This window comes from Reyranella sp., from assembly GCF_004297405.1.
Classification (GTDB): domain Bacteria; phylum Pseudomonadota; class Alphaproteobacteria; order Reyranellales; family Reyranellaceae; genus Reyranella.
Map to the genome: position 1 here is coordinate 124,330 of NZ_SCVC01000007.1, position 12,284 is coordinate 136,613.

The 12,284-nt window shown below is 66.1% G+C and carries 11 protein-coding genes; 5 read left to right on the forward strand and 6 right to left on the reverse strand.

What is annotated here, in order from left to right; translation table 11 throughout:
- Window positions 1-16 precede the first annotated feature (16 nt).
- The gene (locus tag EPO50_RS07530) at window positions 17-3,277 is read left to right on the forward strand and encodes a CusA/CzcA family heavy metal efflux RND transporter (protein ID WP_296342558.1); all 3,261 of its coding nucleotides are present in this window, start codon (window positions 17-19) and stop codon (window positions 3,275-3,277) included.
- Window positions 3,207-3,584 carry a hypothetical protein gene (locus EPO50_RS07535; RefSeq protein ID WP_296342559.1) on the forward strand — a complete coding sequence of 126 codons (378 nt, stop codon included), beginning with the start codon at window positions 3,207-3,209 and terminating at the stop codon, window positions 3,582-3,584. Before EPO50_RS07530 ends, EPO50_RS07535 begins: the two co-directional genes overlap by 71 nt.
- 17 nt (window positions 3,585-3,601) lie before the next feature.
- Here EPO50_RS07535 and EPO50_RS07540 read toward each other — a convergent pair whose 3' ends face one another.
- Window positions 3,602-4,471 (reverse strand): helix-turn-helix transcriptional regulator, encoded by an 870-nt coding sequence (locus EPO50_RS07540; RefSeq protein ID WP_296342561.1) that lies wholly within the window; start codon window positions 4,469-4,471, stop codon window positions 3,602-3,604.
- A 111-nt stretch (window positions 4,472-4,582) separates the two neighbouring features.
- Here EPO50_RS07540 and EPO50_RS07545 point away from each other — a divergent pair, with 111 nt between their 5' ends.
- The 3 genes from EPO50_RS07545 to EPO50_RS07555 are packed head-to-tail and all read left to right on the forward strand — an operon-like array spanning window position 4,583 to window position 5,955.
- Window positions 4,583-5,005 (forward strand): hypothetical protein, encoded by a 423-nt coding sequence (locus tag EPO50_RS07545; RefSeq protein WP_296342563.1) that lies wholly within the window; start codon window positions 4,583-4,585, stop codon window positions 5,003-5,005.
- 11 nt (window positions 5,006-5,016) lie between these two features.
- Window positions 5,017-5,412, forward strand: a complete 396-nt coding sequence (locus tag EPO50_RS07550; RefSeq protein WP_296342565.1) for a PaaI family thioesterase — start codon at window positions 5,017-5,019, stop codon at window positions 5,410-5,412.
- A 9-nt stretch (window positions 5,413-5,421) separates the two neighbouring features.
- Window positions 5,422-5,955, forward strand: coding sequence for an adenylate kinase (locus EPO50_RS07555; protein ID WP_296342567.1), 534 nt, complete (start codon window positions 5,422-5,424; stop codon window positions 5,953-5,955).
- Window positions 5,956-5,975: 20 nt separating this feature from the next.
- On the opposite strand, the gene EPO50_RS07560 is transcribed toward EPO50_RS07555, so the two are convergent.
- The 5 genes from EPO50_RS07560 to EPO50_RS07580 form a co-directional block, all read right to left on the reverse strand.
- Window positions 5,976-6,554 carry a hypothetical protein gene (locus tag EPO50_RS07560; RefSeq protein ID WP_296342568.1) on the reverse strand — a complete coding sequence of 193 codons (579 nt, stop codon included), beginning with the start codon at window positions 6,552-6,554 and terminating at the stop codon, window positions 5,976-5,978.
- A gap of 10 nt (window positions 6,555-6,564) precedes the next feature.
- On the reverse strand, window positions 6,565-9,009 hold the full coding sequence (gene gyrB / locus EPO50_RS07565) for a DNA topoisomerase (ATP-hydrolyzing) subunit B (protein ID WP_296342570.1): 2,445 nt from the start codon (window positions 9,007-9,009) through the stop codon (window positions 6,565-6,567).
- A gap of 23 nt (window positions 9,010-9,032) precedes the next feature.
- On the reverse strand, window positions 9,033-10,250 hold the full coding sequence (gene recF, locus EPO50_RS07570) for a DNA replication/repair protein RecF (protein WP_296342572.1): 1,218 nt from the start codon (window positions 10,248-10,250) through the stop codon (window positions 9,033-9,035).
- A gap of 10 nt (window positions 10,251-10,260) precedes the next feature.
- Window positions 10,261-11,379 carry a DNA polymerase III subunit beta gene (dnaN, locus tag EPO50_RS07575; RefSeq protein WP_296342574.1) on the reverse strand — a complete coding sequence of 373 codons (1,119 nt, stop codon included), beginning with the start codon at window positions 11,377-11,379 and terminating at the stop codon, window positions 10,261-10,263.
- A 211-nt stretch (window positions 11,380-11,590) separates the two neighbouring features.
- A partial coding sequence (locus EPO50_RS07580; protein WP_296342576.1) for a chromosomal replication initiator protein DnaA occupies window positions 11,591-12,284 on the reverse strand: 694 nt, incomplete at its 5' end.

The window sequence follows — 12,284 nt, forward strand, 5'->3', positions numbered from 1 at the left end:
GCTTGGGAGCAGGGCAATGATCGACCGTATCCTTGCCTTCTCGATCCAGAACCGCTGGCTGGTCATCATCGCGGCCATCGCGGTGGGTGCGCTGGGTGCCTGGAACTTCACGCGCCTGCCGATCGACGCCGTGCCGGACATCACCAACGTCCAGGTGCAGGTCAACTCGCTGGCGCCGGGCTACTCGCCGCTAGAGGTCGAGCAGCGCATCACCTTCCCGCTGGAAACGGCGATGGGCGGCCTGCCGAAGCTCGAGTACACGCGTTCCCTGTCGCGTTATGGCCTCAGCCAGGTGACGGTCGTCTTCAAGGATGGCACCGATATCTACTTCGCCCGGCAGCTCGTGAATGAGCGCATCCAGCAGGCCAAGGACAAGCTGCCGCCCGGCACGGAGACCTCGATGGGTCCGGTCTCCACTGGCCTGGGCGAGATCTACATGTACGCCGTCGAGGCCAAGCCGGATGCGAAGAAGCCCGACGGCGAGCCCTATACGGCGACCGACCTGCGCACGATCCAGGACTGGATCATCAAGCCTCAGCTTCGCACCGTGCCGGGCATCGTCGAGGTCAACACCATCGGTGGTTACGAGAAGCAGTTTCACGTGCTGCCCGATCCCGCGAAGCTGATGGCCTACAAGCTCACCTTCCGCGACATGATGGCGGCGCTGGTGACGCACAACGCCAATGTCGGTGCGGGCTATATCGAGCGTAACGGCGAGCAGTATCTGGTGCGCACGCCGGGCCAGGTGAGCAACCTCGAGGAAATCCGCAACATCGTCGTGGGGTCGCGCGGTGGCGTGCCGATCCGCGTCGGCGATATCGCCGAGGTCAAGGAAGGCACGGACCTCCGGACCGGTGCGGCGACGCTCGACGGCAGGGAAGCCGTGATCGGCACCACGATGCTGCTGATCGGCGACAACAGCCGCACGGCCGCGCAGCGCGTGGCCGCCAAACTGGAAGAGATTGGCCGGTCGTTGCCCGATGGCGTGGTGGCACGTGCGCTCTACGACCGCACCAAGCTCGTCGACGCGACCATCTGGACGGTCGAGAAGAACCTGCTCGAAGGCGCCCTGCTGGTCGTCGTCGTGCTGTTCCTGATCCTGGGCAACTTCCGCGCCGCCTTCGTGACGGCCTGCGTCATTCCCCTGTCGATGCTCTTCACCATCACCGGCATGGTCGAGAACAGGATCAGCGCCAACCTGATGAGCCTCGGCGCCATCGACTTCGGCATCATCGTCGACGGGGCGGTGATCGTGGTCGAGAACTGCCTGCGGCTTCTGGCCGAGGAGCAACATCGGCGAGGTCGCATCCTCACGCGAACAGAACGTTTCGCGACGATTCTGGCCGGCGCCAGGGAAGTCATTCGGCCGAGCCTGTTCGGAACGCTGATCATCGGCGTCGTCTATCTGCCCATCCTCACCCTGACCGGTGTGGAAGGGAAGATGTTCACGCCCATGGCGATCACGGTGCTGATGGCGTTGCTGGGCGCGGCGATCCTCTCCATGACCCTGGTTCCGGCCGCCGTCGCGCTGCTGGTGACTGGTCGCGTCTCGGAGAAGGAGAACTTCTTCATGCGCGGTGCGCTCCGGCTCTACGCGCCGGTGCTCGAACAGGCGATCCGCCTGCGCTACGTGATCGTGGGCCTTGCTGCCTTGCTGGTCGTGGTGAGCGGCGTCGCGGCCTCGCGCATGGGCGGCGAGTTCATTCCCTCGCTCGACGAGGGCGACATCGCCATGCACGCGATGCGCATTCCCGGCACCAGCCTCAGCCAGTCGGTGCAGATGCAGGAAGCGCTGGAGAAGGCGATCCTGGAGTTTCGGGAGGTCAAGGAAGTGGCGGCCAAGATCGGCACGGCCGAGGTCGCCACCGACCCGATGCCGCCCAACGTGGCGGACAACTTCATCCTGTTGAAGCCGCGCGACCAGTGGCCGGACCCCAAGCGGTCCAAGGCCGACCTGGTTGCAGCCATCGAGAAGCGGGTCGAGCAGATCCCCGGCAACAACTACGAGTTCACGCAGCCCATCCAGATGCGCTTCAACGAGCTGATCTCCGGTGTGCGCAGCGATCTCGGCGTGAAGATCTTCGGCGACGATCTCGACACGCTCCTGTCCATTGCCAACAAGGTGCAGGCTGTCGTTCAGAGTGTGCCGGGCGCGGCCGACACGAAGACCGAGCAGGTCACCGGCCTGCCGGTGCTGACCGTGAAACCCAATCGCGCGGCCCTGGCGCGCTATGGCATCAGCCTCGCCGAGCTGCAGGAGGTGGTCGAGATCGCGGTCGGCGGCAAGGATGCCGGCCTGATCTTCGAGGGCGACCGGCGCTTCGACATCGTGATGCGCCTGCCCGAACACATGCGCGTCGATATGGACGCGCTGGCGTCGCTGCCCATTCCCGTGCCGCCGCAGCCGACCGGCACGACGGGGGATCCTGGCCGCCGGCCGATTACCCAGACCGGGCTGGTCGCGGCAGCGCCCTACGTGCCGCTGTCGGCCGTGGCCGAGATCGAGACCGCGCCCGGCCCCAACCAGATCAGCCGCGAGAACGGCAAGCGCCGCGTCGTCGTCTCGGCCAATGTGCGCGACCGCGACCTCGGTTCCTTCGTGGCCGAAGTCCAGCGGCAGGTCGCCGAGAAGGTGAAGATGCCGGCCGGCTACTGGATCGGCTGGGGCGGCCAGTTCGAGCAGCTCGTCGCGGCCTCGCAGCGGCTGGCAATCGTGGTGCCGGTCGCCCTGCTGCTGATCTTCGTGCTGCTCTGCATGAGCCTGAACTCGATCAGCGACGCGGCCCTGGTGTTCAGCGGCGTGCCGTTGGCGCTGACCGGCGGTGTCGCGGCCCTCGTTCTGCGCGACATCCCGCTCTCAATCAGCGCCGGTGTCGGCTTCATCGCCTTGAGCGGCGTGGCCGTGCTGAACGGGCTGGTGATCATTTCCTTCATCCAACGGCTGCGCGCCGACGGCCTGCTAGTCGGCGACGCAATACGCCAGGGCGCCATGCGACGCCTGCGTCCCGTGCTGATGACGGCGCTGGTCGCCTCGCTCGGCTTCGTACCCATGGCGATCGCCACGGGACCGGGAGCGGAAGTACAGCGGCCGCTAGCGACCGTCGTCATCGGCGGCATCATCTCGTCCACGATCCTGACGCTCGTGGTCCTGCCCGCGCTTTATGCGCTCTTCAACCGTGACAAGAAAACCCAAAGAGGAGAGAAGAATGAGGAGACTTTTGCTGACGGTGCCGTTGCTGCTGTGGACGGGCCTGGCGTTCGCCCAACATCAGCATAACCATGCCAACATGAAGGGCCCCAACGGCGGCAAGATGCAGGACGTGGCCGGCATTCACGCCGAGCTGATCGTCAACGATCGAACGATCACCATCTATGCCTTCGGCGAGGATAGCAAAGCGCTCAGCACCAAAGGCTACAGCGGTTCGGTGCTGATCGTCTCCGGCGGCAATCGCGAGACGGTGCAGCTCACGCCAACTGGTGAGACGGCCTTGAAGGGAGAGGCCAAGAACCGCCTGGCGCCCGACGCCGCCATCACGCTCGTCATCAAGACGGATGCCGGAAAGTCGGGTCAGGTGAAGTTCTAACGACCTCCAGCCAAGCCTCAGCGCTTCGCGGCGAGGCTCCTGAACAGCGCGTCGCTGCGGTCATCGGCCGGGAAGAAGCATTCTATGCGCACTTCCTGGAGGGTGACGTCCTGCGGCGTGCCGAGAGTGGCGATGGTCGTGAAGACCGACAGCGACTTGCCGCCGACGATGAAGTCGAGCGTGAGGACCGGCGGTGGCCGGTCCTCGAAGCGCAGCTTGCGGAACGACGCCGGCACGTCGGGATAGGCCATGACCTCCTCGATGAAGGCGAGCGCCTTTGGCTCGCCGCCATCGGCCAGGATCTCCGCGTAGGTCGTCGAGACGAGATAGCGCGCGACCTCTTCCCAATTGGCTAGCTTGGGACGCAGCCCCTTGGGATCGAGCAGGTTGCGTAGCAGGTTGGGCTGCTTGCCGGGCGGAGGTGGCGGCGGCGGGCCTTCGCTCAGGAAGACGGTGAAGGCGTTGGCCGCCTCGTTGGCGTCCAGCAGGTTCCACAGCCGGTCGATGACGACGGCAGGGTAGGGCTCCTGTTGCTTCAGCATGCGGTCGATCGCCTGACGCACCGGCGCAAGCTCGGGGGCAGTGAGATTGCTCTCGCGATAGGCTGGCGCGAAGCCCGCGGCCAGGAGCATGGCGTTGCGCTGGCGCAACGGCACGTCGAGGGCTGTCGAGAGCTGGACCACCATCTCGCGGCTGGGCCGGGCGCGGCCGGACTCCAGGAAGCTGACATGGCGTTGCGAGACGCCGGACTGCAGCGCGAGCGAGAGCTGGCTGGCGCCCCGGCGTCGACGCCACGCCCGCAGCATCGGGCCGAAGATGTCGGGTTGGGAGGCCGTCCGGGCGGTGCCGTCGGCGGCGGAGCTAGAGGCGGAGAGGGTGCGCATCATGGGCAGGACCCTACCACCCGGCCGCCGCCTCGCCGATTACCTCCTGGATAATTGAGAGAGGGTCGGTCCGATGCGATCTCCAGGGTGTCCGCAACACAATAGGAGGACAACATGAACGCTTCATCTGACCGCCTGCTGCGCCGCACCCTGTGGGGCAACGCCGCCTTCTCCGTGATTTCGGGAGCGGTGTTGGCCGCCTTCGCTGGTCCGTTTGCCAGTGCCGCAACGCATGGGCCGGTCGCAGTGCTGGGTCTCGACCTCGCGGTCGTGCTGGAGCTGCTGGGGCTGGGCATCGTGGCCTTCGGTGCGGTCTGCGGCTGGGCTGCCGCGCGGCCGAACCTACCGCTGGGGCTGATCCGATTCATCTTCGCAGCCGACATCGCCTGGGTGGTCGTGAGCGCCCTGGTGCTGGCTCTGCCGGCGACGTGGACCACGGCCGGTATCGCGGGCATCGTCGTCGTGGCGTTGATCGTGGCCGATCTCGCCATCCTGGAATATCTCGGCCTGCGCCGCCTCGGTTCGGCTGCCCACTAACGGAGTAGACAATGGACAAGCTTCAGCTCCTGAACGATCACCAACTGCCCTTCGCCAAGGTGCTGGGGCTGAAGTTCACCGCCGCGAGCGAGACGGGCGTAAAGGCCGAGATGGTCGTCAGGCACGATCTCTGCACGCGGCCTGACATCCTGCACGGCGGCGCGGTCATGGCCTTCGCCGACACGCTGGGCGCCGCAGCCACTGTGCTGAATCTGCCCGAGGGCAAGGGCACGACGACAATCGAGAGCAAGACCAACTTCGTGGGACCGGCGCCGGTCGGCACCACGGTGATCGGCGAGACGACGCCGATTCATCGCGGCCGCCGCACCATGGTCTGGCAGACCCGTATCACGACCGCCGAAGGCAAATTGGTCGCCGTCGTGACGCAAACGCAGATGGTGCTGTAAACTCCGCGGATGGCGCGAATTCACATCGTCGGCGCCTCGGGCACAGGCACGACGACTCTCGGGGTGGCCCTCGCGGCACACCTCGACCATCCCCGCATCGACGCCGACACGATCTTCTGGAGACCGACCGATCCCCCTTTCACGACGAAGCGGTCGGTAGCGAGCCGTGCGGCCCTGGTGGCCGAACTGCTTCCGGTCTCGGGGCAATGGGTGTTCTCGGGCTCGGCCGTGGGATGGGCTGGCCCGATCGAGCCGTTCTACGATCTCATCGTCTTTCTACAGCTCGATCCGTCTGTCCGCATGGAGCGGATAAGACAGCGCGAAGTTGCACGGTATGGCGCGCGCGTCCTGCCCGGCGGCGACATGGTGGAGACCAGCGCTGCCTTCCTAGACTGGGCCGCCGCCTACGATACCGCGGGGCTGGAGCAGCGCAGTCTTTTGAAGCACGAGAAGTGGCTTGCAACCCAGACGGCGCCCGTGCTGCGGCTCGATTCGGCGGTCACTGTCGAAGCGTTAGTGGCCGCAGTTCTGGAAAGGCGATGAAGTCGGATCGCGACTGACGGTCAGCGCATCAATGCCGGCACGAACGCCTGCAGGGCTGCGTCGGCGTCGGCAGAAGTCTGCTGATGGGCTTGGGACCAATCGACCCTGATCTTGATGAAATTCTCGCGGAAGCCGGTCAGCAACAGCTTGCTGAAGATCCGCTGATTGCCCTGGGTGACGCCGCTATAGGTCACGCAGCGGAAGGTGATTGAACCGTACGTGCAGGTCGACGGCACCGACGGCTTCTGGAACTGCGTATAGCCGGCAAACTTGAATTGCTGCTCGGCGGAGGCGAGCTCGGTGTCGAACTGGCCGGTCACCGTTGGATTTTCGCTGCCGGCCGGAATGCGCCGGCCGAGGTCGAACACCTGTACGCTGACGACCAGCCGCTTGGGTGTCGAATAGTAGTAGGCAATGCCTTGCCCGGGATTGTTGGCGGGCGGCGCGGCGTAGTTGACCGAGCGGTCGAACGTGGCGCCGCCCAGGGTCGCCGGGAACGAGAGCTTGGTCCCGCCATGGGTGGAGGGCGCGGTCGATTGCGTTTGCGCCGATGCGAGTCCCGTTGTCGCGACGAGGAGCGCCGCAGCAGCGACGGACATCGCCAAGAGCCTAGACATCGAGATTCGCCACCTTGAGTGCATTGTCCTGGATGAAGTCGCGGCGCGGCTCGACGACATCGCCCATCAGCGTCGAGAAGATCTCGTCCGCTTCGTCAGCATGATTGATCCTGACCTGCAACAACGTACGCGCCTCCGGGTCGAGCGTGGTCTCCCAGAGTTGGTCGGGATTCATCTCGCCAAGGCCCTTGTAGCGCTGGATCGTGACGCCTTTGCGGCCGGCTTCCAGCACGGCGGCGAACAGCTCGGTGGGTGAAGAGACGGTGGTCTCCTTGTCCTTGATGGCGAAGATGCCAGGCCGCACATAGACGGCCTGCAGCTCGTCGGCCAGAGCATCGAGTTTGCGCGCCTCGGCGCTCTTGATCAGAGGACCGTCGATCACGTGACGCTCGGTGACGCCGCGCAGGCGGCGCGTGAAGGCCAGCCCACCATCAGGCGTCGGCTCACCGGTCCAGCCGCGCTCCAGCGGCGGGCTCACCACGTCGAGGCGGCGGGCGATATAGTCGGCCGTCTGCTTGGCGAGCGTCTCATCGAGCAGCACGTCGGGCTTCATCGCGCCGGCGATGGCCGCCTGCTCGATCACGGCCTGGCTGGTGACGCGGCGCGACAAGGAGAGCGGCTTCACCAGATTGGCGACCGATCGGGCGATGTCGACGGTGCGGCGCAGATCGTCGCTGGCCTGGACGCTGCCGCCGCCCAGCTTCAGCGTCGCGCCTTCGAGTCCGGTCCGGATCAGATGATCGTCGAGCGCGCGTTCGTCCTTGAGGTAGATCGCCGACTTGCCCTTGGCCGCTTTGAACAGCGGCGGCTGTGCAATGTAGAGATGGCCCGCGTCGATCAGGGAGCGCATCTGGCGATAGAAGAACGTCATCAGCAGTGTGCGGATGTGGGAACCGTCCACGTCGGCGTCGGTCATGATGATGATCTTGTGGTAGCGCAGCTTCGTCAGGTCGAAATCGTCGTGGCCGATGCCAGTGCCCAGTGCCGTGATCAGCGTGCCGATTTCGGCCGAAGACAGCATCTTGTCGAAGCGCGCGCGCTCGACGTTCAGGATCTTGCCGCGCAACGGCAGGATCGCCTGGTTGGCGCGGTTGCGGCCCTGCTTGGCCGAACCGCCGGCCGAATCGCCCTCGACGATGAAGAGTTCGGAAAGCGCCGGATCGCGCTCCTGACAGTCGGCCAGCTTGCCGGGCAGCGAGCTGACGTCGAGCGCGCCCTTGCGGCGGGTGAGTTCGCGGGCCTTGCGCGCGGCCTCTCGGGCCGCGGCTGCCTCGACCACCTTAGTCAGGATCTTCTTCGCCTCGGACGGATGCTCCTCGAACCATTGGCCGAGCTTGTCGCCGACCACCGATTCGACCACCGGCCGCACCTCGGAGGAGACCAGCTTGTCCTTGGTCTGCGAGGAGAACTTCGGATCCGGCACCTTGACCGACAGCACGCAGGTCAGGCCTTCGCGCATATCGTCGCCGGTCAGGCTTACCTTCTCCTTCTTGGAGATGCCGCCCTCGTCGGCGTACTTGTTCAGCGTGCGCGTCAGCGCGCCGCGGAAGCCTGCGAGATGCGTGCCGCCGTCGCGCTGCGGGATGTTGTTGGTGAAGCACAGCATCGTCTCGTGATAGCTGTCGTTCCACTGCATCGCGACTTCGACGGTGATGCCGTCCTTCTCGCCGCGGATCGATACCGGCGGATCGTGCAGCACCGACTTGTTGCGGTCGAGATACTTGGCGAAGGCCTCGACGCCGCCTTCGTAGAACAGTTCGGAGACCTTGGGTTCGGCGCCACGCTCGTCGGTCAGCACGACACGCACGCCGGAGTTCAGGAAGGCGAGTTCGCGCAGCCGGTGCTCGAGCGTGGCGAAGTCGAAGTCGGTCTTGCTGAAGATCTCGGTCGAGGGCAGGAAGGTCACTTCGGTGCCGCGCTTGCCATCGGGCGCGTCGCCCATGAGCTGCAGGTCCTTCTCGGCGTCGCCGCCGCGGAATCGCATGTAGTATGCCTTGCCGGCGCGCCAGATGCGCAGGTCGAGATACTCCGACAGGGCGTTGACGACGGCGGCGCCGACGCCGTGCAGGCCGCCCGAGACCTTGTAGCTGTTGCTGTTGAACTTTCCGCCGGCGTGAAGCTGGGTGAAGATGACGCTGGCGGCCGAGATGCCCTCTTCCTTGTGGATGTCGACAGGCACGCCACGGCCATTGTCGCTGACCGTCACCGAGCCGTCGCCGTGCAGGGTGACGCCGACCCGGTCGCAGTAACCTGCCAGCGCCTCGTCGATCGCATTGTCGACGATCTCGTAGACCATGTGGTGCAGGCCGCTGCCGTCGTCGGTGTCACCGATGTACATGCCCGGCCGCTTGCGCACCGCTTCGAGGCCGCGCAGCACCGTGATGGAATCCGCATCGTAGGTTTCCGCGTTCAGCATCTCTTCGTTCTTGTCGCTCATGGTCCTGCTTTCGCGAAAGAGAGTCAGATCGCCGCGATCGATCCGTCGGCGACGCGCAGGATCTGCGCGCGGCCGGCGAGCGGCGCAAAGAGTTCGGCGTCGGTGCCCGTCATCCAGCTCTGGACGCCGAGCGCCACCACCTCGTCGAACAGCGCCACGCGGCGCTCGGCATCGAGATGGGCCGCGATTTCATCGAGCAACAGCAGCGGCGGCCGGCTGCGCGACAGCGTCACCAGCCGTGCATGCGCCAGTGCGATCGAGACGAGGACGGCCTTCTGCTGGCCCGTCGAGCCTTCGGCAGCCGGCAGATCGAGATCGAGATGGCGCACCGCGAGGTCGCTGCGATGTGGCCCGCAAGATGTGGTACCGGCTTCGGCATCGCGCAAGCGAGAGGCCGCCAATTCGCCGCGCAGCCGGTCCTCGGCGTCAATGGCCGCCATCGTGGCCAGCCAGCCGTCGACTTCGCCTGCCATGGCGAGTGAGGCGCGCGGGAAGGGGCCGACGCCCAGCCGGGCAGCCGCATCGAGGCGTTGCACCGTGTCGGCCCGGGCAGCGGCCAGAGCCACGCCATGGCGTGCCATGGTGTCTTCCAGCGCCGTGAACCAGTGCGGGTCACGATTGCCTTCGCCCAGCAGGCGCGCGCGCTGGCGCAGGGCGTTCTCGTAGGCCGCGACGTCGCCGGCATGCTCGGGATGCAGCGCCGTCACCAGCCGGTCGAGGAAACGCCGGCGCTCGCTGGCGCCGTCGAGGAACAGCCGGTCGAGCTGCGGCGTCAACCAGACGGCGGCGACATGCCGGCCGAGTGCGGTCTGGCTCGGTGCCGGCCGGCCGTCGATGCGCACCACGCGGCGCGGCAGGCTGCCTTCGTTGCGTCCCGGCTCCAGGCCGGTGCCGATGGCGATCCGGCCGTCCGGCGTGTCGAGCGTGGCGGCAACGGCCCAGGACGAGGCGGGTGGATCGTCGTTGCCTACGCTGGTGCGCGGACGGTGGCAGACCTCGTCGAGCCGGGCGCGGCGCAGCCCGCGGCCGGGGGCCAGGAAGGACAGGGCTTCGAGCAGGTTGGTCTTGCCGGCACCGTTGGCGCCGACCAGAACCACGGGCTCCAGCCCGCAGTCGAGGCGGAGCTGGCGGTAATTGCGGAAATCGCTGAGGCGAAGCTGGCGCACGGCGAGGAGTGCCGGCGCAGCGCCAGATACGGCGTCGGAGGAGTAGGCGAGTGCGTTGATGGCCCTTGCCGTCATTCCCTTGCCGTCATACCCGCATCGGCATGAGCACGTAGAGCGCGCTCTCGTCGGCGCCATCCCGCACCAGGGTGGGGGAGCCGGCGTCAGCCATGAGGAAGCGAGCCTCGGTGCCTGCAATCTGTTCGGTGATGTCGAGCAGGTAGCGCGAGTTGAAGCCGATCTCGAGTGCGGTGTCCTGGTACTCGACCTCGATCTCCTCGGTCGCGCTGCCGGCGTCCGGGCTGGTGGCCGAGAGCGTGACCACGCCCTTGGCGACTGCCAGCTTGATGGCACGCGACTTCTCCGTGGAGATGGTCGAGACGCGGTCGACGGCGTGCGCGAACTCCTTGCACGGCACGTTCAGGACCTTGTCGTTGCCGGACGGGATGACCCGTTCGTAGTCCGGGAAGGTACCGTCGATCAGCTTGCTGACCAGGGTGACGTTGCCGCTGGCGAAGCGGATGCGCGTGTCGGAAAGCTCGATGTCGACGGAGCCGTCGCTCTCGTCGAGGAGCTTGCGCACCTCGCCCACGGTCTTGCGCGGCACGATCACGCCGGGAATCTCGCCTGCGCCCTTGGGCAGCGGCACCTCGACCCGGGCCAGCCGGTGGCCGTCGGTCGCCACGCCGCGCAGCACTTCGGTGCCGCCGGCGGTCGCGGCATGGAAGTAGATGCCGTTGAGGTAGTAGCGGGTCTCTTCGTTGGAGATCGCGAACCGCGTGCGGTCGATGATGCCCTTGAGGTCGGTTGCCGGAAGCTGGAAGCGGTGCGGCAGGTCGCCTTCGGTCATGGCCGGGAAATCGGCTGGCGGCAGGCACTGCAGGGTGAAGCGCGACCGGCCCGCCCGGATCGTCAGGCTGCCGCCGTCGGAGGCGGTCTCGAGCTCGACCTGCGCGCCGTCGGGCAGCTTGCGGACGATTTCGTAGAGCGTATGGGCCGGCGCCGTGGTCGAGCCGGTCTTGCTGGCACTGGCCTCGACCGTCTCGGTGATGGCGAGGTCCATGTCGGTCGCGGCGAGGCTCAGACGGCCCTTCTGCGCCGTGATCAGCACATTGGAGAGAATGGGGATCGTGTTCCGACGCTCGACGACACTCTGCACATGGGCCAGGGCCTTCAAGAGGGCCGCCCGTTCAATCGTCAGTTTCATGTTTTGGTCGCCGTTGTCAGGGCCGGATTGGTTCGCTTTTTGGGCCCGTTTCACCGGCCGCGAAACGCAACGGTGGAACGGGGGCGAAGTATACCACGCGGCCTAGCCGCGGGAAGCGATTTCGCCCGTTATTTGAGGCGTTTAGGGGCCGTAGCCGGACGCAAAAAGGGGCCCCGCAAGGCCCCTTTTCACATCTCGTGCGAGGGATTTGTCAGCCTTGCAACTGACGCTTGAGCAACTCCACGTCCTCTGCAATCGAAAGGTCGGAAATCTTGAGTTCCTCGATCTTGCGCACGGCGTGCATCACGGTCGTATGGTCGCGATTGCCGAAGCGCTTGCCGATCTGCGGCAGGCTGAGGGTGGTCAGCTGCTTGGCGAGATACATCGCCACCTGGCGCGGCCGGGCGACCGAGCGTGCACGACGCGGCGAACTCATCTCGGCGAGCTTGATGTTGTAGTGAGCGGCCACCCGCTGCTGGATCTCGTCGACGGTGACCTTGCGGTCGGCCTGGCGCAGCAGGTCGTGCAGGACGTCCTGTGCCATCTCGACGGTGATCTCGCGGCCAATGAGCTGGCCGTGCGCCACGACGCGGTTCAGTGCGCCTTCGAGTTCACGGATGTTGGTGCTGATCTTGTGCGCGAGGAATTCGAGCACGGCAGTCGGCACCGGCACGCGGGCATTCTCGGCCTTGGTCTGCAGGATCGACAGGCGCAGCTCGTAGGTCGAGGAATGGATGTCCGCGACGAGGCCGCTGCCCAGCCGCGAGCGCATGCGCTCCTCGATATCCTGCAGCTCGCTCGGCGGCTTCTCCGAGGACAGGATGATCTGCTTGTTCTGCTCGACCAGCGAGTTGAACGTGAAGAAGAACTCGTCCTGGCTCGCTTCCTTGCCGCAGATGAACTGC

Coding starts and splice junctions, on each gene's coding strand:
- EPO50_RS07530 (WP_296342558.1), top strand. CDS start 17: ATGATCGACCGTATCCTTGCCTTCTCGATCCAGAACCGCTGGCTGGTC.
- EPO50_RS07535 (WP_296342559.1), top strand. CDS start 3,207: ATGAGGAGACTTTTGCTGACGGTGCCGTTGCTGCTGTGGACGGGCCTG.
- EPO50_RS07540 (WP_296342561.1), bottom strand. CDS start 4,471: ATGATGCGCACCCTCTCCGCCTCTAGCTCCGCCGCCGACGGCACCGCC.
- EPO50_RS07545 (WP_296342563.1), top strand. CDS start 4,583: ATGAACGCTTCATCTGACCGCCTGCTGCGCCGCACCCTGTGGGGCAAC.
- EPO50_RS07550 (WP_296342565.1), top strand. CDS start 5,017: ATGGACAAGCTTCAGCTCCTGAACGATCACCAACTGCCCTTCGCCAAG.
- EPO50_RS07555 (WP_296342567.1), top strand. CDS start 5,422: ATGGCGCGAATTCACATCGTCGGCGCCTCGGGCACAGGCACGACGACT.
- EPO50_RS07560 (WP_296342568.1), bottom strand. CDS start 6,554: ATGTCCGTCGCTGCTGCGGCGCTCCTCGTCGCGACAACGGGACTCGCA.
- gyrB (WP_296342570.1), bottom strand. CDS start 9,009: ATGAGCGACAAGAACGAAGAGATGCTGAACGCGGAAACCTACGATGCG.
- recF (WP_296342572.1), bottom strand. CDS start 10,250: ATGACGGCAAGGGCCATCAACGCACTCGCCTACTCCTCCGACGCCGTA.
- dnaN (WP_296342574.1), bottom strand. CDS start 11,379: ATGAAACTGACGATTGAACGGGCGGCCCTCTTGAAGGCCCTGGCCCAT.